This is a genomic window from Microbacterium sp., assembly GCF_044340635.1.
Classification (GTDB): Bacteria; Actinomycetota; Actinomycetes; order Actinomycetales; family Microbacteriaceae; genus Microbacterium.
Genome location: NZ_JBIITF010000001.1, coordinates 332,890 through 355,909, shown reverse-complemented (window position 1 = coordinate 355,909; position 23,020 = coordinate 332,890). Strand labels below are relative to the sequence as shown.

General features: G+C 67.8%; 23 protein-coding genes. 12 read left to right on the top strand and 11 right to left on the bottom strand.

Features of this window, described 5'->3' with window-relative positions; translation table 11 throughout:
- Positions 1-386: acyl-CoA thioesterase (locus tag ACIQ0W_RS01740; protein WP_396641148.1), on the top strand; the 386-nt coding region annotated here is incomplete at its 5' end.
- A gap of 69 nt (positions 387-455) precedes the next feature.
- A complete protein-coding gene (locus ACIQ0W_RS01735) occupies positions 456-2,171 on the top strand; it encodes a helix-turn-helix domain-containing protein (protein ID WP_396641147.1) in 1,716 nt (571 codons plus the stop codon).
- 82 nt (positions 2,172-2,253) lie between these two features.
- Here ACIQ0W_RS01735 and ACIQ0W_RS01730 read toward each other — a convergent pair whose 3' ends face one another.
- The gene (locus ACIQ0W_RS01730; RefSeq protein WP_396641146.1) at positions 2,254-3,624 is read right to left on the bottom strand and encodes an NAD-dependent succinate-semialdehyde dehydrogenase; all 1,371 of its coding nucleotides are present in this window, start codon (positions 3,622-3,624) and stop codon (positions 2,254-2,256) included.
- Between the two features lie 212 nt (positions 3,625-3,836).
- On the opposite strand from ACIQ0W_RS01730, the gene ACIQ0W_RS01725 reads away from it, so the two are divergent.
- Together ACIQ0W_RS01725 and ACIQ0W_RS01720 are read left to right on the top strand one after the other, a co-directional pair.
- The gene (locus tag ACIQ0W_RS01725) at positions 3,837-4,589 is read left to right on the top strand and encodes an enoyl-CoA hydratase/isomerase family protein (protein WP_005054989.1); all 753 of its coding nucleotides are present in this window, start codon (positions 3,837-3,839) and stop codon (positions 4,587-4,589) included.
- Entirely contained in the window at positions 4,586-5,434 is an 849-nt protein-coding gene (locus ACIQ0W_RS01720) for a 3-hydroxyacyl-CoA dehydrogenase family protein (RefSeq protein ID WP_005054991.1), read from the top strand. The genes ACIQ0W_RS01725 and ACIQ0W_RS01720 overlap by 4 nt, the downstream gene beginning before the upstream one ends.
- Before the next feature lie 28 nt (positions 5,435-5,462).
- Here ACIQ0W_RS01720 and ACIQ0W_RS01715 read toward each other — a convergent pair whose 3' ends face one another.
- The 3 genes from ACIQ0W_RS01715 to ACIQ0W_RS01705 form a co-directional block, all read right to left on the bottom strand.
- Positions 5,463-6,521 (bottom strand): alcohol dehydrogenase, encoded by a 1,059-nt coding sequence (locus ACIQ0W_RS01715; protein WP_005054993.1) that lies wholly within the window; start codon positions 6,519-6,521, stop codon positions 5,463-5,465.
- Positions 6,522-6,623: 102 nt separating this feature from the next.
- The gene (locus ACIQ0W_RS01710; protein ID WP_005054995.1) at positions 6,624-7,523 is read right to left on the bottom strand and encodes a LysR family transcriptional regulator; all 900 of its coding nucleotides are present in this window, start codon (positions 7,521-7,523) and stop codon (positions 6,624-6,626) included.
- 96 nt (positions 7,524-7,619) lie between these two features.
- On the bottom strand, positions 7,620-8,375 hold the full coding sequence (locus tag ACIQ0W_RS01705; protein WP_005054998.1) for an SDR family NAD(P)-dependent oxidoreductase: 756 nt from the start codon (positions 8,373-8,375) through the stop codon (positions 7,620-7,622).
- Positions 8,376-8,527: 152 nt separating this feature from the next.
- On the opposite strand from ACIQ0W_RS01705, the gene ACIQ0W_RS01700 reads away from it, so the two are divergent.
- The 6 genes from ACIQ0W_RS01700 (at position 8,528) to ACIQ0W_RS01675 (ending at position 15,910) form a co-directional block, all read left to right on the top strand.
- Positions 8,528-9,853 carry a CaiB/BaiF CoA-transferase family protein gene (locus ACIQ0W_RS01700; RefSeq protein WP_232783957.1) on the top strand — a complete coding sequence of 442 codons (1,326 nt, stop codon included), beginning with the start codon at positions 8,528-8,530 and terminating at the stop codon, positions 9,851-9,853.
- A gap of 1 nt (position 9,854) precedes the next feature.
- Positions 9,855-11,057 (top strand): acyl-CoA dehydrogenase family protein, encoded by a 1,203-nt coding sequence (locus ACIQ0W_RS01695; RefSeq protein WP_005055001.1) that lies wholly within the window; start codon positions 9,855-9,857, stop codon positions 11,055-11,057.
- 30 nt (positions 11,058-11,087) lie between these two features.
- Positions 11,088-12,263 (top strand): thiolase family protein, encoded by a 1,176-nt coding sequence (locus tag ACIQ0W_RS01690; protein ID WP_005055005.1) that lies wholly within the window; start codon positions 11,088-11,090, stop codon positions 12,261-12,263.
- A gap of 650 nt (positions 12,264-12,913) precedes the next feature.
- Positions 12,914-13,312, top strand: coding sequence for a hypothetical protein (locus ACIQ0W_RS01685; RefSeq protein WP_396641145.1), 399 nt, complete (start codon positions 12,914-12,916; stop codon positions 13,310-13,312).
- A complete protein-coding gene (locus ACIQ0W_RS01680) occupies positions 13,309-14,004 on the top strand; it encodes a hypothetical protein (RefSeq protein WP_396641144.1) in 696 nt (231 codons plus the stop codon). The genes ACIQ0W_RS01685 and ACIQ0W_RS01680 overlap by 4 nt, the downstream gene beginning before the upstream one ends.
- A 22-nt stretch (positions 14,005-14,026) precedes the next feature.
- Entirely contained in the window at positions 14,027-15,910 is a 1,884-nt protein-coding gene (locus ACIQ0W_RS01675; protein ID WP_396641143.1) for a BCCT family transporter, read from the top strand.
- 21 nt (positions 15,911-15,931) lie between these two features.
- Here the strand turns inward: ACIQ0W_RS01675 and ACIQ0W_RS01670 are convergent, their stop codons facing one another.
- The 3 genes from ACIQ0W_RS01670 to ACIQ0W_RS01660 all read right to left on the bottom strand — a co-directional run bounded on the left by ACIQ0W_RS01670 (position 15,932) and on the right by ACIQ0W_RS01660 (position 17,877).
- Entirely contained in the window at positions 15,932-16,339 is a 408-nt protein-coding gene (locus ACIQ0W_RS01670; protein ID WP_396641142.1) for a hypothetical protein, read from the bottom strand.
- A gap of 39 nt (positions 16,340-16,378) precedes the next feature.
- Positions 16,379-17,332 carry a DMT family transporter gene (locus ACIQ0W_RS01665; RefSeq protein WP_396641141.1) on the bottom strand — a complete coding sequence of 318 codons (954 nt, stop codon included), beginning with the start codon at positions 17,330-17,332 and terminating at the stop codon, positions 16,379-16,381.
- Between the two features lie 173 nt (positions 17,333-17,505).
- The gene (locus ACIQ0W_RS01660) at positions 17,506-17,877 is read right to left on the bottom strand and encodes a DUF4406 domain-containing protein (RefSeq protein ID WP_396641140.1); all 372 of its coding nucleotides are present in this window, start codon (positions 17,875-17,877) and stop codon (positions 17,506-17,508) included.
- Between the two features lie 48 nt (positions 17,878-17,925).
- Here ACIQ0W_RS01660 and ACIQ0W_RS01655 point away from each other — a divergent pair, with 48 nt between their 5' ends.
- A complete protein-coding gene (locus ACIQ0W_RS01655; RefSeq protein WP_396641139.1) occupies positions 17,926-18,687 on the top strand; it encodes a DeoR/GlpR family DNA-binding transcription regulator in 762 nt (253 codons plus the stop codon).
- A gap of 27 nt (positions 18,688-18,714) precedes the next feature.
- On the opposite strand, the gene ACIQ0W_RS01650 is transcribed toward ACIQ0W_RS01655, so the two are convergent.
- Complete coding sequence (locus tag ACIQ0W_RS01650; protein ID WP_396641138.1) at positions 18,715-19,551, bottom strand: formate/nitrite transporter family protein; 837 nt, start codon at positions 19,549-19,551, stop codon at positions 18,715-18,717.
- 67 nt (positions 19,552-19,618) lie between these two features.
- On the opposite strand from ACIQ0W_RS01650, the gene ACIQ0W_RS01645 reads away from it, so the two are divergent.
- Positions 19,619-20,125 carry a 2'-5' RNA ligase family protein gene (locus ACIQ0W_RS01645; protein WP_396641137.1) on the top strand — a complete coding sequence of 169 codons (507 nt, stop codon included), beginning with the start codon at positions 19,619-19,621 and terminating at the stop codon, positions 20,123-20,125.
- A 3-nt stretch (positions 20,126-20,128) separates the two neighbouring features.
- On the opposite strand, the gene ACIQ0W_RS01640 is transcribed toward ACIQ0W_RS01645, so the two are convergent.
- The 3 genes from ACIQ0W_RS01640 to ACIQ0W_RS01630 are packed head-to-tail and all read right to left on the bottom strand — an operon-like array spanning position 20,129 to position 22,994.
- Complete coding sequence (locus tag ACIQ0W_RS01640; protein ID WP_396641136.1) at positions 20,129-21,457, bottom strand: carboxylesterase family protein; 1,329 nt, start codon at positions 21,455-21,457, stop codon at positions 20,129-20,131.
- A complete protein-coding gene (gene corA, locus ACIQ0W_RS01635; RefSeq protein WP_396641135.1) occupies positions 21,454-22,452 on the bottom strand; it encodes a magnesium/cobalt transporter CorA in 999 nt (332 codons plus the stop codon). Before corA ends, ACIQ0W_RS01640 begins: the two co-directional genes overlap by 4 nt.
- A 2-nt stretch (positions 22,453-22,454) precedes the next feature.
- Positions 22,455-22,994 (bottom strand): pyridoxamine 5'-phosphate oxidase family protein, encoded by a 540-nt coding sequence (locus tag ACIQ0W_RS01630; RefSeq protein ID WP_396641134.1) that lies wholly within the window; start codon positions 22,992-22,994, stop codon positions 22,455-22,457.
- Between the last annotated feature and the right edge of the window lie 26 nt (positions 22,995-23,020).

The following is a 23,020-nucleotide window of genomic DNA, read 5'->3' as shown; positions in this document are numbered from 1 at the left end:
CGCACGGCACCCTGTTCGGCGGCAGCCTGCTGCGCTGGATCGATGAAGAGGCCGCGATCTACGCCATCATCCAGCTCGGAAACTCCCGGGCGGTCACCAAGTACATCTCCGAGATCGACTTCGTCAGCTCCGCACGACAAGGTGACCTGATCGAGATGGGACTGCGCGCCACCGCGTTCGGGCGCACCTCCCTCACGATGCGCGCCGAGGTGCGCAACATGATCACCCGTGACCGCATTCTCACGATCGAGAAGATCGTCTTCGTCGGCCTCGACGACCACGGCCAGCCCATTCCTCACGGCTACACCGACATCACCTACGAACGCGACCGGCTTCCCCACCACCATGGACTCATGCGCACAGAGGATAGATCCACAGCGGACTAGGTATTGGCGGGTTCCAATAGGGAGGCGGATACTGGGTGGGACCACTTGCAATGACGCGAGGTCCCAGCTATGTCCACCGACACCTACTCCGCCGCGAGCGTGCGGCAGGCTCGTGAACGCCTTCTCGAAGCTGGCGTCGGCGCGCACGGTCTCACTCCCCGAACACTGAACGTCCCCCCGGTGATCGAGCGCAGTTGGCGTCGCTCGTTCACCACCGGTGGCGGCTACGATCCGACGGCGACTCCTGCCTACCACCCGTTCTCCGAACCGGCGGGACGCTTTCAGGACACCGCTGAGACCGTCCTGGCGCGATGGGCGGAATCACTCGCGGACATGCGTGTCGCGCTGCTGGTCAGCGACCGATCCGGACGGATCCTCGCCCGAAAGGTAGGCGACCCGAGCCACGCGAGACGGCTCGACAAGGTGTCCGCCGCCGAAGGATTCGAATTCTCGGAGTCCGCGCTGGGCACGAACGGACTCGGAACGGCGATCGAGGAAAGATCCGCAGTGTTCGTGCGCGGCGCCGAGCACGTCAACGACCGGCTGCAGACCCTCGCCTGCGCCGGCGCCCCCATCCACGACCCCCTCTCGCAGCGGGTCATCGGCTCGCTCGCCCTCGCCTCTCCCGTCGGGGCATCCCATCCCGCGATGCTCGCGATCGCGAAGCAGGCCGCTCGCGACCTCCAGGACGCGCTCCTGAACACCGCACCGCCGGAGTTGCAGGCGCTGCTGGCCCGGTTCGCGGACGGTACCGCCCGCCACCGCGTGCTGGCCATCAGTCGAGGAGGCGTGCTCGCCTCGACGGGCGCGTTGCCGATGCTCTCGGCCGAGCGGCACGTGACCCTGTGGGACGAGCTCCAGGCCCACCACTGGCAGGGGGATGTCGCATCCGTCCTGCTCGCGGATCGGCCGAGCACTGCCCGCCGCATCGTGAATCGGGCAGGGGAGAGCATCTACCTCGTGGAACTTGCCGAGTCCGAGCCGACCGCAGCGCCGGAACCCACCCGGCTTTCCCGCCTTGCCGCGCACCTCGACGTGCTCGGCCGCAGCAGCGGGTGCATCGCGATCCACGGTCCGCGCGACAGCGGGAAGACGCTTCTCGCCCAGCTCTGGCTGCGCGAACGCGACCGCCACGACCCGGTCGTCATCGGCGCCCCGGCATTTCGGGAACCGGGGGCCGTGGCCACGGCGGCGCACGCGCTGAGCACAGGCACGTCGGTGGTCGTCCGCAGCGTCGAGTCTTTGACCGACGTTGACTTCCCGGTCCTGCAGCAATTGGCTGGCGCGGCAGATCCCATCCGGTCCGCCCGGGTCGTGTTCTGTGTCGCAGACGACCCGACTGGCGTCGTCTTCAGTTACCTGGGCCGCCGGGGGCCGCGGCTCGACCTCCCAGCGCTGCGCGATGACCCAGACCGTGTCATCGGCCTGGCCGTGAGACTCGCTCAGGAGCACTCGGTGACACTGAGTCCTGCTGTGCTGCAGGCGCTTTCCCGGTGGGACTGGCGTGGTGGCGCCTCGGAGCTGCGGGTTCTGATTGCCGCGATGGTGGTGCAGCGTCCCGGCGGCACCGTCCTGGACGTCGACCTTCTGCCCGCCGAGATGCGCACACGTGCCCGCCAGCTGCGCGGCATCGCCGCATCCGAGTACCGGGCGATCGATGCGGCGCTGCGGGAAGCGGACGGAAACCGTTCGCGTGCAGCGGAGATCCTCGGTATCGGGCGCACAACGCTGTACCGGAAACTGCGCGCGTACGGTTTCGACGGGCAGAACACCCTGATCTCCTGAAAACAGCGCCCCCGCCTGCCGACCAGGGAGGCCTGGATTCGCAGTTGCGTACTCGGCGCGGCGGAGGCGTTACACGGGGATATCAGGCGGGGGTTCGGATGAGCTTCTTGTTCGCGAACTCGTCCATGCCGTACCGGGCGAGCTCGCGTCCGACGCCGGAGCGCTTCACGCCGCCGAAGGGGAGGTCCGGTGCGCTGCGGCTGGTGCTGTTGATCCACACCATCCCGACCTCCAGTTCGCGGGCGATCTGCGCGGCTGCCAGAGGATCCTGCGTGAAGACGCTGCTGGACAGCCCGAAGGGCGACTCGTTGGCCAGGGCGACCGCGGCCTGCGGGGAGGGCACCCGGTACACGACCGCGGTCGGTCCGAACAGCTCCTCCTCGTAGGCTCGCATCAGCGGGGTGACCCCGGTGAGCACGCTGGGCGGGTAGAAGGCGCCCTCTCGGCGTGCACCGGGGGCGATGTGCAGGGTGGCGCCCTTGGCGACCGCGTCCTCGACGAGCTCCTCGAGCTCATCTCCGGCATCCGCGGACGCCAACGGGCCGAGGAACGTGTCGGGGTCCGTGGGGTCGTCGGGGATGATCTTCGTGATCGCGTCGATGAACTTCCGAGAGAACTCGTCGTAGACGGCATCCACGACAATGAACCGCTTGGATGCCGTGCACGCCTGGCCGCCGTTGGCGATGCGGCCGCGTACGCCGGCTGCCACGGCCGCGTCGACGTCAGCATCCTCCAGGACGATGAACGGGTCCGAGCCGCCCAGCTCAAGGACGACCTTCTTCATATGCCTGCCGGCCACCTCGCCGACAGCCGAGCCCGCCTTCTCGGAGCCGGTCAGCGACACCCCTTGCACGCGCGGGTCGGCGATGATGCCGGCAATCTGGCGGCTGTCTACGAACGCGTTGATGTACGCGTCGGCTGGAAGCGCGGCATCGTGGAGCACGCGTTCGATGGCGAGGGCGGACTGCGGGCAGTTGCGGGCGTGTTTGAGGATGATCGTGTTGCCCAGTGCGAGGTTGGGGGCGACAAACCGGGCCACCTGGTAGTACGGGTAGTTCCACGGCATGATCCCCAACAGCGGCCCGATCGGCTCGGTGCGGACGAGCGCTTCCCCTCCGCCGACGATGTCGAGGGTCTCGTCGGCGAGGAACGCTTCGGCGTGGTCGGCGTAGTACTGGTAGATCGAGGCGACCAGCTCGACTTCCCCGCGGGCCTGCGTGACGGGTTTGCCGACCTCGAGTGTCAGCAGCGCGCTCAGTTCATCAATGCGGTCCCGGTGCAGCTGCGCCGCGCGTGCCAGGATCCCCGTCCGTTCGGCGAGCGGCAGCTCCCGGTACCTGCGGTAGGCCGTGTGCGAGCGGGCGACGATGTCGGCCACGTCCGCATCGCCGATCACGGCGTACTCGGCGACCGTCTGACCGGTGGCTGGGTTGATGGTCCGGTATGCACCCATCGTGGTCTCCTCGCTTCATTGCTGTCGTGCGTCTCACGGGCCACGCCCGCCCAGATCGGCGGTCGTCTGGCGCGGTACTGCCCACTCAGCCTGTCGCGCCGTGGCCGAGTTCGTCCAATACTGATCCCGGTCCAGATTGATGACGATGGCGCATCAGATGTACGTGGATCGGGTATTGGACGCGCATTGATCGGTGATGGGAGGCTGGGACGGTGACCACTCTGATACTCCGCGAGGGCGCGGACCGGCTTCACGTCGAACTGAACCGTCCTGACGTGCGAAACGCGATCAACGACGACATGGTCGACGAACTTCACGCGGTATGCACGAGCCTGGAGCGAGAGCCCCGCATCCTGATTCTCACCGGAACCTCTACGCCCGAACGGGGTGTGTTCGCGGCTGGCGCAGACATCCGGCAGCTGCTCGAGCGCGGCCGCGACGAAGCGCTGGCCGGCATCAACTCCGGGCTGTTCATCCGTATCGCGCGGCTGCCGATGCCGGTGATCGCTGCGGTCGACGGGTTCGCGATCGGGGGCGGTGCGGAACTCGCGTACGCGGCCGACATCCGGATCGCGTCCACCCGCGCCGTGTTCGGCAACCCCGAGACGGCGATCGGAATCCTGGCCGCGGCCGGGGCGACCTGGCGGCTCGCCGAGCTGGTGGGGGAGCCGCTGGCCAAGGAGATCCTGTTCACGGGGCGCCGGCTGGACGCCGAGGAGGCGCTGCGGTGTGGGTTGGTGGCCTCGGTGCATGAACCCGACCAGTTAGCGGCGGCGGCGGATACCGTCGCCGATCGGATCGCTGGCCAGGATCCGCTCGCCCTCCGCGTCTCGAAGCGCGTGCTCGCTGCGCCGCGGGACGCCCACCCCCTTGTCGACGAACTCGCGCAGGCGATCCTGTTCGAGTCGGACGCCAAGACGCAGCTGATGACCCGATTCCTCAACCGTTCTCAGGAGACCCGATGATCACTGTTCCCTCCACCGTCGGCGTGATCGGGGGCGGCCGCATGGGCGCCGGTATCGCGCAGGTATTCGCTCAGGCGGGCGCGCAGGTCACCGTGATCGAACGCGACCCGGCAGCGGCGGGCGCGGCCGCCGCGCGGTTGGCCGATGGGATCCGCAAGGCCGCGGAGCGGGATGCCTCGGTCGACGTCGACGCAATCGCCGGCCGCGTCGCGGCCAGCGCCGACTACGAGGCGCTGCGGAATGCCGAGCTCGTGATCGAAGCGGTCCCAGAGACATTCGCACTCAAGGTCGAGGCGATGCAGAGAGCAGAGGGGATCGTGGAGGAGTCGGCGTGGCTGGCCACGAATACCTCATCGTTGTCGGTGACAAGGCTCGCGGCGCAGCTCGCGAGGCCGGAGCGCGTGTGCGGACTGCACTTCTTCAATCCGGTGCCGCCCTCGTCACTCGTCGAGATCGTGCTGACGCCGTCGACCGACCCGGACCTGCGGCAACGGGCGGAGCAGTGGGTGACATCGCTGGGGAAGACCCCGATCGTCGTCAACGACGCGCCCGGCTTCGCGAGCTCCCGCCTGGGCGCGGCAATCGCGCTGGAAGCGATGCGGATGCTCGAAGAGGGGGTGGCCAGCGCTGAGGACATCGACACGGCGATGGTGCTGGGATACCGTCACGCGACAGGTCCGTTGCGCACCTCCGATCTTGTCGGGCTGGACGTGCGTCTCGGGATCGCCGAATACCTCTATGAGACGCTCGGCGAGCGGTTCGCCCCGCCGCAGATCCTCCGCGACAAGGTCGCGGCCGGGGAGCTGGGACGCAAGACGGGACGCGGCTTCTTCGACTACGCGTGAGTCGTGGCCGGCTGGACGCCCGGCGCGGTCACGCGCTGAGCACGATCCGGCCGGGCACGCCGCCCGCGGCGAGCCGGTCCAGCGCATCCTGCACCGCCGTCGCAGACAACTCCCCGTCGATGATCGGGAGATGCGGGAGCGCGCCGCGCCGCGCGAGCCCGACGAGCTCCTCGAGCTCGCCGAGGGACCCGACGAAGCTTCCGCGGATGGTGATGATCTTCAGAGTGAGCAACGCGGTGGGGATGACCAGCTCTCCGCCGAACAGCCCGACCTGAACCATCGTTCCGCCCTTGCGGAGCGCGGCGAACGCAGCGGGAGCTGTTGTGGAGTTGTTGACGAAGTCCACGATCGCCGCGACCGGCCCACCGGCGCCGGCGACGATGGCGGCGGCAAGGTCTTCCTGGCGGGCGGAGATCGTCGTGGTCGCTCCGAGCTGCCGCGCCAGTTCCAGATTGCGCTCCTGCAGGTCCACCGCGAGGACTGCTTCGTGGCCGAGCGCGCGCAGCGTGGCGATCGCCATCAACCCGACACCGCCGGCGCCTATCACCACGACCGGATCGGACGCGGTGGCCGGAAGGGCCTTGCGCGCGGCACTGTAGGCGGTCAGGCCGGAGCAGGCGAGAGTTGCGGCCCACCGCTCTTCGATCCCGGTGACGTCGAGGAGGTAACGGGGGTGCGGGACGAGGATAAACTCGGCATACCCGCCGTGGCGGGCGACGCCGAGGTTACGGGGCGAGGGGCACAGGTTCTCGTGACCTGCCTGGCATGCGTCGCAGGAGCCGTCGCCGATCCATGGGTAGACAAGGCGATGCTCACCCGGCGAGACCCCGTCGGCGTCGGGGCCGGCCGCTTCGACGACGCCGACGACCTCATGGCCGAGGACAAGCGGGTAGGTGACGCCCCGGTCGATCAGATTCAGACGCCCCCGGCTGCCGAGATCGTAGTACCCCTCACGCAGGTGCATGTCGGTGTGGCACACCCCGGAGCGAACAACGCGGAGGAGCACTTCGGTGCCCTCGGGCGTTGGTGTCGGCAGTTCCACATCGGTCACGGTGTGGTCGTCTTGGAAGATCGCGAACGCGTGCATGGTTGTCCTCGCCGTTGATATACGCACAGTGGACTCCACGCTTCCACTTCGTTCTGATTCTCTCCAATACCAAATGGCAGGCGGATTGATACCTGGCGACCCTTAGTCCTGCGGCGTCGGGAGGACGGATTCGGACAACCGGAGCACGGCGTGCAAGGCACGGTCGTCGCTGTCGCGCAGCCACGCCATCCGCAGCTCGACAGGTGCGACGTCGTCGGTCAGGCGCAGGAAGCGCAAGTGCGGGTCGGCGATGCTGTCGATCACCGAGGACAGGGTCAATGAGCAGCCGATCTCGGCGGAGACGAGGGACATCAGCGTCCACGAGTCCGGTGCGTGCTGGACGACATCGGCGTTGAACCCGGCGGCTCTACTCATCTGTCGCAGCCGCTCCAGCAGCAACGTGCCGGTCTGCGGTTGGAGCGACACGAACGGCTCACCCTCGAACTGCGCGATCGACACGGCACCGGCGTCGGCTAGACGGTGGGTCTCCGGGACGGCGATGACGAGTTCCTCGACAGCGATCACGCGGGTGCGCACGGCGGCGGGAATGTGGTCCCACCTGCCGAGGGCGATGTCGATGTCGCCGCGGGTGAGCAGCTGCATCGCCGGTTGGGCGAAGTGCTGGCTGAGCAGCTCGAGGTGGATGCCCGGGTGGTTCTGGTTGACCGCTCGGGCGAGCAATCCGACCATCACGTTGGAGGACGCACCCGCGTACGCCAGACGGACGTGACCGATCTCGCCCGTTCCGGCTGCGCGGGCGACCCTGCTCACCCTGTCCAGCGCGTCCAGGACCTCCTGGGCGGGGGCGACGAGGGCCTCGCCCACCGAGGTCAGCGTTACCTTGCGGGTGCTCCGCTCGAACAGCCGCGCACCCAACTCCCGCTCCAGCTGCTGGATGCCGCGGCTGATCGGCGGCTGCGCCATATGCAGGCGCTCGGCTGCCCGCCCGAAGTGCAGTTCCTCGGCGACGGCGAGGAAGGCGCGCAGCTGCTGCAGATCCATCCAGGGATTATTGCATAATCCGTACCGATGGAAGGTGGATTGGCATACAAGTCTGGATGAGTCGGCCGGGGTCGCGCAGACCCCGGCCGACCGAGCTCACTGCGCGGTATAGCCGCCATCCACGACATACTCGGCGCCGGTGACGAAGGAAGCCTCGTCCGAGGCGAGGAAGAGCACGACGTTCGAGACCTCCTCGGGCTGGCCGGGCCGGTCGAGGATCGTCGTGGACAGCACGGCCTTCGTCGACTCCGGCGTCGCCAGCAGCCCCGTGGTCATGGGGGTGGCGATGACACCGGGATGCACAGAGTTCACCCGGATGCCGTACTTGGCCAGGTCCACCGCGCTGGCCTTGGTCAGCAGCCGGACGGCGCCCTTTGACGCCTCATACGCGGCGGCGCTCGGTGCGCCGACGATGCCGTAGATGGACGAGATGTTCACGATCGATCCGCCGCCTGAGCGGACCAGAGCAGGCGCCGCGGCCTTGGTGCCGAGGAAGACGCCCTTGGCATTGATGCGGAAGATGAGGTCCCACTCCTCCTCTGTGGTCTCCTCGACGGGCTTGAGGATGAGCACCCCCGCGTTGTTGACCAGGATGTCGAGCCGACCGAAACGCTGCTCGGCTTCTACCACGATCTCGTCCCACCTCGCCGCGATCGCGACGTCCTGCTCCAGCCCCACGGCCGTCCCGCCGTCACTGTTCGCTTCGGCGACGGTCTGCTCGAGCCCGGCGGAGTCGACGTCGGTGGCGAGGACGCTCGCCCCTTCCTGGGCGAGGCGGCGCACATGCGCGCGCCCCATCCCGTTCGCCGCGCCGGTGACGATCGCGACCTTGCCTGCAAGCCTGCTACCCATGGGTTCTCCTTAGCCTCATTGCTGATCACGCCCAGGCGCAGGCCGCTGTCGGCACCGTCGCCTCGACGCTCCCCAGGGTGATGTCCAAACGGGAGTCTCGAGTGTGCCGTTCTGGAACAGCCCCTCGTTTCATGAGATCACAGCATCAATACGTGTCCGATCAGGTATTGGACGGACATAAACGGCTGCTGGGAGTCTGGATGGACATGACGACGACTGAGGTGTTCCCGATGATGAAGAGCTCGCTCCCGGATGACCGGACGGTGCAGGACGTTCCCGGCGGCCCTTTCGACGGCCTCCTAGTCGCCGATTTCGGCCGGGTACTTGCCGGCCCTTACTGCACGATGCTGCTCGCGGACCTCGGCGCGACGGTCATCAAGGTGGAGAGCCCGCTGGGGGATGAGACACGCAGCTACCGGCCACCGGAGTACCGAGGCGAGTCGACCTACTTCCTCTCCATCAACAGGAACAAGCAGTCTGTGGTGCTGGACTTCCGCAACCCCGATGACCTTGTCCTCGCACAGCGTCTCGCGGCCAGAGCCGATGTGGTCACAGAGAACTTCAAACCCAGCGGGCTCCGGCGATTCGGCCTGGACTACGAGTCCGTCAAGCGGGAGAACCCCAATGTGATCTACGCGTCGATCACCGGCTTCGGCACCGCGGGAGGCGCAGGGCTCGCCGGCTACGACCTGCTCGCACAGGCACTGTCCGGACTGATGAGCGTGACCGGCGCGCCGGACGCGGAAGGATTCCGCGCGGGCGTTGCGGTGTTCGATGTGATCACCGGATTGCACACCTGCATCGCGATCACCTCCGCCCTTTACCACCGACAGCGTTCGGGAGAGGGACAGCACGTCGAACTGAACCTGCTGTCCTCCGCACTGTCGGGCATGGTCAACCAGACCGGCGGGTTCCTGCTCAGCGGGCAGTCTCCTACCCGGATGGCCAACGACCACCCCAGTATCTACCCCTACGCACCGTTCCCCACCCGTGACGGGGAACTGGTCCTCGCGATCGGCAACGATGTGCAGTTCGCCACGTTCTGCGACACCATCGGGCTGCCGCAGCTGGCCGCAGACACCCGCTTCGCGTCCAATGCGGACCGCAGCGCGCACCGAGACGCCCTGCGCCCGTTGCTGACAGCACGGCTGGCGTCCAAGACCGCATGGGAATGGTTCGACATCCTCAGCCCGTTGCAGGTCCCATGCGCGCCGGTCCTGGATGTTCGCGGAGGCGTCGAGTTCGCCGCCAAGATCGGGCTGGACCCGAGCGTTCCGGCCGGCACCGACGACCAGGCGGTGCCCACCATTCGCAACCCGATCACGTTCTCCCGCACCCCCGCGACCTACCGCACCGCGCCTCCTGCACTCGACCAGGATGGCGAGGCGGTCCGACGGTGGCTGCAAGACGCGGAAGGCGATGAAGACCACGTCGGCGGCCGGGTCACCGTCCCGGCGATTCGGGAAGAGGGACACTAAGATGACGATCACGACGACAGCACACCCGGTCGACACAGACTTCTACCAGATCGGCGATCTTCTCGGCGACGACGACCGCAACCTCATCACACGTGTGCGCGGATTCGTGGACTCCGAGGTCCTCCCTGTCATCAACGAACACTGGGAGTTGGCGGACTTCCCCTACCAGATCCTCCCCGCCCTGGGCGAGCTTGGGATCGTGGGCACCGCGATCCAGGGCTACGGCTGCCCGGGACTGACCCGACTGCAGACCGGCCTCGTCGCGATGGAACTGTCACGCGGCGACGGCAGTGTGAACACGCTCAATGCCGTGCACTCGGGACTCGCGATGGGCAGCATCGCACTGCTCGGCGACGACGAGCAGAAGCAGCGCTGGCTGCCCGAAATGGCAGCCCTCCGCAAGCTCGGCGCGTTCGCGCTGACCGAGCCCGAGCACGGATCAGACTCCGTTGCGCTGGAAACCACAGCCCGCCGCGAAGGAGACGTCTATGTGATCGACGGTGCCAAGCGGTGGATCGGCCTCGGCCATGTCGCCGACATCGTCATCATCTGGGCACGCGACACCGCAGACTCGAAGGTGAAGGCATTCGTCCTTGAGAAGAATGCCGATGGAGGATACCCCGACGGATATGAGGCCGAGGCGATCACCGGGAAGATCGCCAAACGCGCGATCCAGCAGGCGCACATCGAGATCTCCGGACTGCGGATCCCTGCCGGGAACAAGCTCGCGAAGTCGAGCTCCTTTCGGGACGTCTCCGCGATCCTCAATCGCACCCGCAGCACCGTCGCGTGGGAGGCGCTCGGGCACGCACTCGCCGCGTACGAGGCGGCAGCGGCCTACGTCCAGGAGCGCGTCCAGTTCGGCAAGCCCATCGCGAGCTACCAGCTGGTGCAGAACAAGCTGGCCAACATGCTCGCCGATCTCACCGCGATGCAGCTGCTCTGCTTCCGCACAGCCACCCTGCAGGATGAAGGCCGACTGACGAACGAACAGGCCTCGCTCGCGAAGATGTTCACCGGCGAGCACGCGCGTGCACTCTGCCGGGATGCCCGTGACCTCCTCGGCGGCAACGGACTCCTTCTGGAGAACCACGTCGCCCGCCACCTCACCGACATGGAAGTCGTCCACACGTATGAGGGAACCGACTTCATCCAGTCGCTCATCATCGGGCGCCAGATCACCGGAATATCGGCGTTCGCCTGACCCTCGGCCGACCACGGAAGGGAGCCCGCCATGACCGCGAGCTTTGTCTACGATGCTGTCCGCACCCCCTTCGGGCGGGCGGGTGGCGCGCTCAGCGGCATCCGGCCCGACGATCTCGCCGCAGTCGTCATGAAGGCGACCGTCGCGCGCATGGGCCTCGACCCCGCGCGCATCGATGACGTGATCTTCGGCGATGCGAACCAAGCAGGAGAGGACAACCGCGACGTCGCCCGTTTCGGGGCGCTGCTGGCAGGCTTCCCCACCAGTGTCACCGGCGTGACCGTCAACCGACTCTGCTCGTCGTCGCTGGAAGCGGTGATCCAGGCCGCCCGCGCTGTCGAGACCGGCGACGCCGGTCTCGTGCTCGCCGGCGGAGTGGAGTCGATGAGCCGGGCGCCGTTCATCGTGGAGAAGTCGCCGAGGCCGTGGCCGGCGGTCGGTAACCAGACACTGTGGAACACCTCCATCGGGTGGCGGATGACCAACCCGAAGCTGCCGAAGCAGTGGACCATCTCCAATGGAGAATCGGCGGAGAAGATCGCCCGAGAGTGGGGAATCTCCCGAGATGCCCAGGACGAGTTCGCCGTGCGCTCTCACCGGCTGGCAGCTAAAGCGTGGGCTGACGGGGTCTACGATGGCGAGATCGTGCACGTGCCAGGGGCCGACCTGGCACGCGACGAGGGCATCCGGGACGACACTTCCGTGGACAAGCTCGCCGGGCTTACTCCGCTGTTCGCGCGCGACGGCGAAGGCACCGTCACCGCCGGCAACTCCTCGCCGATCAACGACGGCGCTTCCGCCGTTCTGATCGCCGCGGAGGGTGCGCTGCCCGGCGAGCCACTCGCGCGGATTGCGGGACGCGGGGCGCATGGCGTCGATCCGCATCTGTTCCCGATCGCGCCGATCGAGGCGGCGAACAAGGCGCTCGCACGCGCCGGCCGGTCCTGGGCCGATGTCGACGTGGTCGAGCTCAACGAGGCGTTCGCTTCACAGTCGCTCGCATGCGTCGCCGGGTGGCCTGAACTTGATCCTGAGCGGGTCAACATCCACGGCGGAGCGCTGGCCATCGGCCATCCGCTGGGCGCTTCGGGGGGCCGCATTCTCGGGCATGCCGCGCATGAGCTTGCGCGACGCGGAGGCGGCGTCGCCGTCGTGGCGATTTGCATCGGCGTGGGTCAAGGCCTCGCCGTCGTGCTGGAACGGTGACAGTGAGACCGCGAGCATCCGTTCGTGGTGGGGTCATTGGCAGTCCCAGAGTCAACCGAAGCTTCAGCATTCCCCTCCGACGTTCTTCCTCGACGGTGAGATGCTCGAGCTCGGCCAGCTGCAGTGACCTCCAGCGCTCTCGCCGCCGTGACAGGCCGCTGACCAGACAGGGTCGGCGCGTCAGAGAGCGGTGTAGGAATCCGCCATTTCCCGTGGAATCCTGAGTCCGGGACCACCGCCAACTAGCGTGGAATCCCTGGGGTTATCCGCCATCTCGAGCGGGAACCTACAGTAGGTTCCGGGTAAAGGTGTCTAAACCCCCACTGGACCTGCCCCGAGATCCCGAACTGCCGCCGTTCCTTTCCGGCCGGTCGATCGTCGTGGTAGACGGAGCCGTACTCGAATCGGATGCCCGTGCAGCGGAGCTGCTCCGTCCGTTGCGCGAGCTGGCGCCTGAGGTGGATACGTTCGCTCGCATCCCCGCCGCGGCTCTCGTCCAGGTGCACATGGACCATCCGGAGCCGACTCCCTCCGTGACGCGCCACCGGATGCAGAGCTCCTTGCCCCCAAGGACGGGCACGCGGGGACCTCCGGATGCATGGCGCGAGCGTACTGGATCGGCGCGCCGGCACGGAGGGAGAATCGGTCGCATGACTCCACGCGCAACGACCGCCCCCGCCCGGTGGGCGCGGGAGATGACGAAGCCTGGCCGTTTGATGATGGCTGCGAAGACCGCCGTCGCGGCCGTCGTGGCCTGGTACCTCGCTCCGCTGTTGCCCTTCACCGACGAGCAGTATTCGTACTACGCGCCGCTCGGTGTTCTCGTGAGCACATACCCGACGGTGGCGGCGTCCGCTCGTTTCGGACTGCAGGCGATCATCGGGCTCGGGCTCGGCATCGGCCTCGGGCTTCTCGGCGTCGCCGCGCTTTCCGCGGGTGTTCCCGTCGCCCTGACGCTCGCGGTCATCCTGGGGGTGGGCATCCTGTTCGGCGGATTGCGGGCCCTCGGTATCGGCGGCGGCTGGGTGGCGATCACGGCTTGTTCGTGATGCTCGTCAGCGGCGGTGACACCGAGGACTTCTCGCTGTCGTACCTCGTGACGATGACGTTCGGGGTCGTCGTGGGCGTCGCGGTGAACCTGCTCGTGGTTCCGCCGCTGTATCTCGATCGAGCGAGCAGGCGGCTCTCCGAGCTGCGCAACACCCTCAGCGCGCTGATGGCAGATATCGCGGATCACGTGGAACGGGGGACCGTGGACGCCGAGGCGTTCGACGCATCGGTGGTGGAGCTCGATCGAACCACTGCTGAAGTCCGTGCCGAGGTCTACGAGGCCGACGAGAGCCGTAAGGCGAATCCTCGGGGGCGACGCCGCCGATCGATATCGGACGAGAACCTCGCACGGCTTCGGGCGCTCGAACGGGCGGTCTTCTACATCCGCGACCTGGCCGATGTTCTGGTGACGCTCCGGCGTGCGGACGACGCCGCCTTGGGTCGCGGCGTCGCTCCAGCGCTGGCCGAGGCGATCCGCGCCTGCTGCGCGCTCGTGGCCGCCCCCGTGCGGGCCGAGGACTCGAAGGCACTGTCGTCGGAGGCGAACGCAGCGCTCGAGCGGTATCTGATGGCGCTCATCGAAGCGAACCGTGGCACCGCGACGATCGTCGCAGACGAACTGACGCCGGCTGCGCTCCTGCGCAGGACGATCGATGCCGCCCTGCCCTTCGTCCGCAATGACGAGGAATGAAGCGCCTGGCTAGGGTGGAACGATGACGACCACGCAACGGTCGGCGACGGCCACATCCGACGCGCGCCCCTCCACGATCAAACGATGGGTGTTCTGGCCGGCGGCGGTGGTCGCACTGTCATTCAGCGCTTTCGCCCTCCTCGCGCCGCACCTCGCCGAGGAGTTCTTCGGCGCCGTGCAGTCGACGATCATCAACGCGTTCAACTGGTACTACGTCTTGATCGCGGCCTTCTTCGTCGCATTCGCCTTCGTGATCGGGTTCAGCCGGTTCGGCGACATCCGTCTGGGCGCCGACGATGAGAAACCCGAGTTCTCGCTCGGCGCATGGTTCTCGCTTCTTTTCGCGGCCGGTATGGGGATCGGTCTGGTGTTCTACGGGGTCAGCGAGCCGCTCAGTCACTTCGTCTCCCCCCGACCGGGCGTCACCGGAACGCCCGAGCAGCTCGCGCAGTCCGCGCTCAGTCAGACCTACCTGCACTGGGGTGTTCAGGCGTGGTCGATCTACGTCGTCGTGGGTCTGGGACTGGCGTACGCGATCCATCGACGCAAGCGTCCGATCTCCATCCGCTGGTCGCTCGAACCTCTCCTCGGCAAACGCGTCGAGGGCGGATGGGGAAACGCGATCGACGTCGTCGCGCTCGTGGGAACCCTGTTCGGGGTCGCGACGTCGCTCGGTCTCGGCGTGCTGCAGATCAGCGCGGGACTGGATGCGGTGGGCCTGGCCGAACCGACCGTGCCGGTGCAGATCGGCATCATCGCCGTGATCACGGTGCTGGTGCTCGCATCCGTGCTGTCGGGCGTGACGAAGGGCATGAAGTGGCTGTCCTCCTTCAACCTGATCCTCGCCGGCCTGCTCGTCGTCTACCTGCTCGTGTTCGGGCAGACGGAGTTCCTGCTGCGCGAATGGGTGCAGTCGATCGGCAACTACATCCAGAACTACATCGGGCTGTCCTTCAACGTCAGCGCCTTCCAGGGTGCCATCGGCGAGGCGTGGCAGGCGGGGTGGACATCCTTCTACTGGGGATGGTGGATCTCGTGGGCCCCGTTCGTCGGCATCTTCATCGCCCGCATCTCGCGGGGCCGCACGGTGCGGCAGTTCGTGATGGGCGTCATCATCGTCCCCACCCTCATCACGATCCTGTGGTTCAGTGTGCTGGGCGGATCGGCGCTGTACATCGAACTGACCAACCCCGGAGCCCTCACGCAACCCGACGGCAGCGTCGACCTCAACACGGCCCTGTTCCAGATGCTCGAGTACATCCCCGGCACGCCCGTGCTCACGATCGGCGTCATCGTGCTCATCTCCGTCTTCTTCGTGACGTCTTCGGACTCGGGTGCGCTCGTGATGGGGATGATCGCCACCGGTGGCCAGATCAATCCCCGCCGGTGGGTGCGGGCATTCTTCGCGGTGACGAGCGCGGTCCTCGCGGTCGCCCTGTTGCTCGCCGGCGGCCTTCAGGCGCTGCAGACCGCGGCGATCATCATCGCCCTGCCCTTCAGCGTCGTGATGCTGCTGATCTGCTGGTCCACCGTCGTCGCCTTCAACCGTGAACGCCGTGCCTACGACCGGGCCGCGCGGGCGCAGTTCGTCGACCACATCGGCGAGTACTACGGCCTCGAGGTCGAGGAGCCGGCGGCTCGCGGGGTGCTGCATGAACCGTCCTGGGTGCGCCGCCTCGCGCATCGCATCGGGCTCCAGCAGGGCTCCCGCGAGGAGATGACCGACGCGTCCGCCCGGTCGCCGCGCGTGGCGTCGACAGAAGCCCTCGCCGCCGCGAACGCCGAGCCCTCCGGCGTCCCGACAAGCGATGTGGACCACGTCGTCGAGCGGGACCCCCGTTCGACCGGCGACGTGAAATCGGTGCCCGATCGACGGATCGATGACGGCGGCGAGCCTCTCCGGTAGGAGGAGAGTCGCGGCCACCGACTAGTGACCCGGAGAGGAACCGGTGAGCGCATGCTCGAACCGGTCGACCGAACCACCGAGATCAGCCAGTTCGGCCGAAGTGAGGGCCACATCGATCGACCCGTCCGCTCGATGAGCAAAGACCACGGGTAGGTCGACCTCGCTTGCCGCGGCTGCGAGTCGCTCGTCGAGCTCGTTGCGGTGCAACACCACGATGGGCACCCCGAGCCGTGCGACCATGCGTTTCCACTCGGGTTTGCGACGAACCGGCGAGTGCGTGATGTCGCACAGCGCGCACTCGGCAGTGCCGAAGAGGTGACCGATCACGTACCGGGCTTCTCCCGCGAGACCGCCATCGGCGTTGTAGATGCCGGTGTACTTCGTGACGTCCGCGCGCGGCACGGAGTCGGCGGGATCAGTCTGGGGCATACGCGCAACCCTATGACGCGCGGGAGTCTAATGGCCGGGTCAGCCGGCGGATGTGTGTGTTGGCTCGGGTGGGGCTTCGCTCGCCCCGTCAGCGTCTTCGGCGTCCGCCGCATCCGCTCTCTTCCGGGGGTTCAGTTCGCTGACCACCGCTCCCGCGACGATGAACGCCGCCCCGAGGAGCGCGATCGCGGGCAAGCGCTCCCCCGCGATCCGGCCGACGATCCCGGCCCACACGGGTTCGCCGGCGTAGATGATCGTCGCCCGTGTCGGTGACACGGAGCGCTGTGCCCAGTTCATCGTCAGCTGGATGATGCAACTCGCGGCGCCCAGGGCGAGGGCGGCGCTCAGCCAGACCCACGAGAACGCCGGGGGCTGCTCGCCGACGACCGGCATCGTCGCGAGCCCCAGCAGACCGGCGACGAGAAGCTGCACCACCGTGACGCGACCGATGTTCACCCGGCGCGCGAAGACGCTGATGAGGATGATCTCGGCCGCAATGGGGAGTGTGCTGACGAGCGTTGCGATCTCTCCCGGACCGAAGCTGAATCCGACGCTGGTCGGGTCGGCGACGAGCAGCAGACCGATGAACGCCAGCGCCACGCCGATCCAGGTGAGGGCGCGGGGAGGTTTGCGGAAGACGATCCACTGCAAGACGGGCACGAGGGGGACGTACAGCGCGGTGATGAACGCCGACGTGCTGCTGTCGATCGTCTGAAGCCCGACCGTCTGCAGGCCATAGCCGAGGAAGATCATCACTCCGATCGCGGACCCGGCGCCGATCTCCTTCCAGCGCATGCCCGGCAGAACGCGTGCGAAGATGACCGCGCTGATCACCCCTGCGGCGAGAAAGCGCATGCCGACGAAGAACCACGGCCCGCTGTACTGCACCGCGATGTGGACGACGAGGAACGTCGAACCCCACACTGCTGTGACCAGGACGAGGGCAAGCTCTTGCTTGGACAGCAGTCGCTTGCGCGTCCCGATTTTTGGCACGCTTCACACCCTATGGCGCGGGCGGGCTGGGGTAGATCCGGGGGTGGATGGGCATTGCCGTACATCCGAGAGGAGACGTGGTGCAGGTGGGGTCTCATGGGACCCTATTTCGGCCCCGCGACGGCATCGATCCTCCCGGATGTTCGCGTCGCGTATCAGCGATGTGGCGTCGGCTATGCCGCTACGCCGGGGACATCGCCCAGTGCCGTGTAGACGGGCAGTCCGCGCTCGCGGGCGATCGCGACGTCTTGGTCCGCGCCGCGCGACTCCCCGGGCAGGCGTAACACCGCATCGCAGTGCTGGAGGAGTCGATGCGCGACCGGGTACATCACATCGGCGGCCAGTGGGTCCGTCGGGCCCGTCGCGCCGGCGCTGCTCAGGACGGGCAACGCGACCCACTCCCCGATCATGGGGATGTGGCCGGCCCGGAAGAGAGGCCACGCAGCTTCCTCGAGCCGGTCGAGGTTGCGGCGCATCAGCGCGGGGTCGCCATCGGTGCCGGATGCATAGGGTCCGGCGATCAGAATCATCAAAGGCTTCGGCATAGTGGCAAGGTAGTACAAGAACGTGCAAAAACGTGAAGGAGTGTGCAAGTGCTCGCCGCATCCCGGAAAGAACTCGTGTTAGCCCGGCTGCGCTCGGACGGGCGCATCGTGGCGAAAGAGCTCGCTGCCGAGCTCGGCCTCTCGGAGGACAGCATCCGGCGCGATTTGCGGGAGCTCGACGCCGCGGGCCTCGCGACCCGCGTCTACGGCGGAGCGCTTCCGGCGTCGCCCGCTGTCGCCGACTACGCGACTCGGCAGAACGTTGCGACAGGGAGCAAGCAGCGCGTCGCCCGTTTTGCCGCGAGCCTGATCGAGCAGGGCAGCACCGTCATCGTCGACGGAGGAACGACGGCGCTCGCCACCGTCCGCGCGTTGAGTCCCACCCTCGAGTGCACCATCATCACGCATAGCCCGACGATCGCCGCCGCCCTGCTCGATCACGCCGCCGACGTCATCATCCTGGGCGGGCGCTTGTTCAAACACTCCGCCGTCGCGAGCGGCGCGGCAGCGGTGGAGGCGGCGCAGTCGATCAGCGCGGACCGGTTCCTGCTCGGCGTGACGGGCATCCACGAGATGGCAGAGCTGACGACGGGCGATGCCGACGAGGCGGCGATGAAGCGCGCGCTCGCCGCGCGGGCCGGTGAGACGTTCGTGCTCGGCAGCTCCGAGAAGATCGGTGCTGTATCGCGTTACCGGGTCCTGCCGCTCGACGAGGTCGCCGGGGTCATCGTCGACGGCGCGGATGCGGCATCCGCGCCGTCGCTGGATGCGCTCTCGGATCGCGGTGTGCGCCTGCTGCCCGCCGTGTGAGAGCGTCCTCTGCGACGCTCCGCGAGCTCAGTCGCGATCGGCGTTCTGACGGCGGCGGAGCTGGAAGAGCTCGCCGGTTCGGACGATCCGCAGGAGCGTGACGAGCAGGAGTCCCCCGGCCAGGTTCAGGCCGAGGACGGGCAGGAACCACAGCAGCCAGTCGAGGTATGTGAGCGGGGCGCCGCTGATGATCGCACCGAAGGCGAACAGCGAGTCGAGGATCGAGTGGAACAGCTGGAACCCCGCGAGCACGAACCCACCCGCGATCGCGGCGGCGATCTTCGCGGGCTCGGATTCCGTCCCGGTCTGCATGCGGGTCATGAGGGTGATCACGGCACCGCCGAGGATCGCGAGCGCGACGAATTGCGGCGTGAAGGGCGCATCGATGAAGTGCAGCGCCGTCTCGGCGAGGATGTCGTGCCAGTCCGGGAACGCCGTCACCACGATCGCCATGATGAGCCAGCCGCCGATGAGGTTCGCGACGAGCGTGCCTCCCCAGAGTTTCGCCAGCTGGAGCGCCGTTCCCTCCCGCGCGACCAGGGCGGCGATCGGCATCAGGAAGTTCTCGGTGAAGAGTTCGCTGTGCGCCAACAGCAGCGCGATGAGTCCGATGCTGAACCCCAGCCCGGCGAGCAGATGGTCGCCCGTCTCGTACAGGATGCCGAGGTAGACGAGCACGCCGATGCCCACCTCGACGCCGCCCAGAAACCCCGTCACGAGCGTCGCGCGGAGGGTTCGATGCAGCCGCTCCGCTCCCTCGCCGACGATCTCTTCGAACTCGACCTCGATCTCTTCCTCGACGGCCTCGTCGTTAGGGCCGTCGCGGCGCCGCTGTTCGGCCCGGGCTTCGCGCGAATCCATCATCGTGCCATCCTCGCAGTCATCCGAGCCCAGCGGCTCGTCGGGCCGAGGCAACTGATACCGTCCCGGCATGGGCGACGTCGTGAGCATCGAGCTCGTCCTCGACGCCGAGACGGAGGCGCAGGTCCGCGCCGACTGGGATCGCTTGGCGCGGGCGGGGCACTCGAGTCTCGCCGCGCACACGGCGCCCAGCAACCGCCCGCACATCACGCTGCTCGTGCGCCCGTCGCTGCCGCCCCACGACTTCGCCGAGGCGCTCTCGCTGCTGCCCTTCTCCGTCACGCTGGGCGCGCCCCTCCTTTTTCCGCACGGAGATCGCACCGTGCTGGCGCGGTCCGTGGTGCTGGATGACGCTTTGCTCGCCGCCTACGACGCGGTTCGGGGGTCGGTCCCCCCGGGCGATGATGCCCCGCACACCGAGCCGGAGTCGTGGACCCCGCACGTCACTCTCGCGCGTCGGCTCCGGCTCGCGTCGCTCGATGACGCCTTGGCCCTGCTGGGTCCGGAGCGTTCCGGATCTGCGGTCGCGTTGCGGCGATGGGATTCGAGTACGCGCACCGTGACGTCCCTGGGGTGAGAGCTACCGCACGCGGCGGATCGTCAGGGCACCCGGCACGGTGACGACGTCGCCGAGGTCCTCGCCCCGCGCGAACCGACCCCACACCGCCCGGACGCGACGACCGGATGCATCGATGTCGGACCACGGGGTGCCCGTCACGAGATCCGCCGTGCGCCAGGCATGCGCGTCTCCGAAGAGCAGGGGCAGATCGACCGTGTGTGCCGAGCCCCACCCGCTGCCCGGCGCCGACCACGTGATCACGTAGTGGTGCGCCGAGCCACCGGCCCGCGCATGGCGGCGAGCGAACCGGCGGCTGTCCCGGCCGTAGACGAGGCGCGTCGCCACGCCGACGATGGCCCGGCCGACGAGCGCGCCGAGCACGGGCATCCGCAGCAGTGGCTGCAGCCGGGGCAGCCGCGGGAGGAAGAGCGCCGCTTCTTCGGCGGTGTGTCCGATCAGGATGTCGACCTCGGGCGCGACCGCGTCCCAGGCCGCATCGAGGTCCTCCTCGGCGGGGAGGGGCGCGTGTCCGTACTGGGTCCCGAACGCCATGCCGCCCTTCACCCCGAACGCCGACGCCGCCTTGTCGACCACCGGCTGCAGCTCGAGGATGTCGGAGGCCGAGGCATCCGGTGCCACCTCCCCGAGCGCCGTGTTCATGGCGTCGTTCATGGCGGCGCGACCACGCGAGAGCCCGAGCGGTGCGCTCTGGATGATGGCCCGACCGATCAGCCCGGCCGCTCCCGGCGTCGCCAGCAGGTGCGCCACGGCATCCCCTCCCGCCGACTGCCCGAACGCGGTGACACGCTGCGGATCTCCACCGAACGCGACGATGTTGCGCTGCACCCACCGGAAGGCCGCGAGCTGGTCGAGCAGACCGAGGTTCGCGGGGCGCCCCGGCACTCCCCCGAGATAGCCGAAGAGTCCCAAGCGGTAGGTGACGGTCACCACGATCACGTGTTGTTCCGCGACGAGCGCGGCGGGGTCCATGATCGGCAGGTCCCCGGCGCCCGAGACGTACGAGCCGCCGTGGATCCACACCATCACCGGCAGGTCGTCGCCCGGGGCGGTGCCGGCGGGCAGGGTGATCGACAGGTGCTGGCAGTCCTCGTCGAGACGCCTCTGGTCGAGCGTGCTGCCGAGGACGCGGTCGAGGAACGGCATCGCCCGCTGCGGACAGGCGGGTGACCACCGGGTCGCCGAAAGCGTCTCGCTCCAGTCCCGTGTCGCGACCGGCTCGGCGAATCGGACGGCCGTCGCGTACGGGATGCCCGTCGCCCGTACCACCGGACCGTCGACCCAGCCCCGTACCGGCCCGCACGGCGGGGTGAAGACCGGACCGGATGTCACAGCCAGCGCTTCTTGCGGAACACGACGTAGAGGGTGATGCTCGTCGCCGCCATGAGGCCGAGCGCCATCGGGTAGCCGTAGGTCCAGTGCAGCTCGGGCATGTCGTCGAAGTTCATGCCGTAGACCGTGCCGACGAGTGTCGGGCCGAAGAGGATCGCCGCCCATCCGGAGATCTTCTTGACCTGTTCGTTCTGTACGAGCGCTGTCTCGGTGTGACGCTCGCTCACCAGCGTGGAATTGACGGTGAGGGCGTTGTCGAGCAGCGAGCGGAAGGTTGCCAGACGATCGTTCGTCGACAGCGCGTGGTCGTGCACGTCGCGGAGCGACCGCTGCAACTCGATGTCGACGTGGTACTTGTCGGCGCCCTTGAGGAGCGCGTCGAGCATTTCGGTCAAGGGTTGCGTTGCACGCTGGAAGCTGATGACCTCGCGCGAGAGTTCGTAGATGCGTTGGGACAGCGAGACACTGCCGCCGCCGAACAGCGTGTCCTCGATCTCGTCGATGTCGTTCTCGACACCGGCGACGACCGGTCGGTATTCATCGACGACCTCATCGAGGATCGCGTAGAGCACCGCCTCGGGTCCGAGGGCCAGCAGGTCGGGCTGAGACTCGAGCCGGTGCCGTACCCGGGCAAGATCCGGGGACTCGGCGTGCCGGATCGTCACGACGAAGTCCGGTCCGACGAAGATGTGCAGCTCGCCGAATTCGACCGTTTCGGTCGCGTCCAGGTAGCGCGCGGGTCGCAGAACGGCGAACAGGATGTCGCCGTAGCGCTCCAACTTGGCGCGCTGATGCCCGGTCAACGCATCTTCGACGGCCAGGGGGTGGAGCGAGAACTCCTCTGCGACCTGACGGATCTCGTCCTGGGTCGGTCGGAAGAGCCCGATCCACGCCATCCCCCCGCAGGCGCGCATGTACTCGAAGGTTTCGCGGAGGCTCGCCGGATTGTCCACCCGGTGACCGGCCACATAGACGGCGTTGTCGACGATCGGCATGGTCAGAGACCCGGCAGTCCGTCGATGCTGACGGCGTTCTTCTCGGCGCGGTACGCGACCATACCGTCCGGACCCTTCTTCTCGGCGTGCAGCCGGATCAGGTCGCGCTCGTCGCGCACCTCCATGACGGGTACTCCCCAGCCGCACGAGTCGCCGATGCGCGTGACGTCGACCGCGATGACGGCCCGGGTGCTCGGATTCTCGGGATGTCGGGAGACGACCTCGTCGAAGCCCGCGTCGCCGGGCAGCAGTACGGTGCCGGTACCGTGCAGTCGGACGATCCGGGGCCGCCCGTCGAACGACGTGAACATGACGCAGATGCGGCCGTTCTCGCGCAGGTGCGCGATGGTTTCGACTCCGCTGCCGGTGTAGTCGACCCATCCGACACGGTTCGGTCCGAGCACCGAGAAGGTGTCGTGGCCTCTGGGCGAGACGTTGACATGTCCGTCCTCGGCAAGGGGTGCTGTCGACACGAACCAGATGGGCTGCGCCTCCATCCACTCCGCGAGTTTCGGATCGATCGCGTCGAAGACTTTGCCCATGGACCTCACGATATAGCCGCCCGGTG

Bases quoted from the DNA above. Each gene is read 5' to 3' on its own strand.
- ACIQ0W_RS01645 (WP_396641137.1), top strand. From the start codon at position 19,619: ATGGGCGACGTCGTGAGCATCGAGCTCGTCCTCGACGCCGAGACGGAG.
- ACIQ0W_RS01690 (WP_005055005.1), top strand. From the start codon at position 11,088: ATGACCGCGAGCTTTGTCTACGATGCTGTCCGCACCCCCTTCGGGCGG.
- ACIQ0W_RS01710 (WP_005054995.1), bottom strand. From the start codon at position 7,523: ATGGATCTGCAGCAGCTGCGCGCCTTCCTCGCCGTCGCCGAGGAACTG.
- ACIQ0W_RS01670 (WP_396641142.1), bottom strand. From the start codon at position 16,339: ATGCCCCAGACTGATCCCGCCGACTCCGTGCCGCGCGCGGACGTCACG.
- ACIQ0W_RS01630 (WP_396641134.1), bottom strand. From the start codon at position 22,994: ATGGGCAAAGTCTTCGACGCGATCGATCCGAAACTCGCGGAGTGGATG.
- corA (WP_396641135.1), bottom strand. From the start codon at position 22,452: ATGCCGATCGTCGACAACGCCGTCTATGTGGCCGGTCACCGGGTGGAC.
- ACIQ0W_RS01660 (WP_396641140.1), bottom strand. From the start codon at position 17,877: ATGCCGAAGCCTTTGATGATTCTGATCGCCGGACCCTATGCATCCGGC.
- ACIQ0W_RS01675 (WP_396641143.1), top strand. From the start codon at position 14,027: ATGACGACCACGCAACGGTCGGCGACGGCCACATCCGACGCGCGCCCC.
- ACIQ0W_RS01715 (WP_005054993.1), bottom strand. From the start codon at position 6,521: ATGCACGCGTTCGCGATCTTCCAAGACGACCACACCGTGACCGATGTG.
- ACIQ0W_RS01705 (WP_005054998.1), bottom strand. From the start codon at position 8,375: ATGGGTAGCAGGCTTGCAGGCAAGGTCGCGATCGTCACCGGCGCGGCG.
- ACIQ0W_RS01650 (WP_396641138.1), bottom strand. From the start codon at position 19,551: ATGATGGATTCGCGCGAAGCCCGGGCCGAACAGCGGCGCCGCGACGGC.
- ACIQ0W_RS01720 (WP_005054991.1), top strand. From the start codon at position 4,586: ATGATCACTGTTCCCTCCACCGTCGGCGTGATCGGGGGCGGCCGCATG.
- ACIQ0W_RS01730 (WP_396641146.1), bottom strand. From the start codon at position 3,624: ATGGGTGCATACCGGACCATCAACCCAGCCACCGGTCAGACGGTCGCC.
- ACIQ0W_RS01695 (WP_005055001.1), top strand. From the start codon at position 9,855: ATGACGATCACGACGACAGCACACCCGGTCGACACAGACTTCTACCAG.
- ACIQ0W_RS01685 (WP_396641145.1), top strand. From the start codon at position 12,914: ATGACTCCACGCGCAACGACCGCCCCCGCCCGGTGGGCGCGGGAGATG.
- ACIQ0W_RS01735 (WP_396641147.1), top strand. From the start codon at position 456: ATGTCCACCGACACCTACTCCGCCGCGAGCGTGCGGCAGGCTCGTGAA.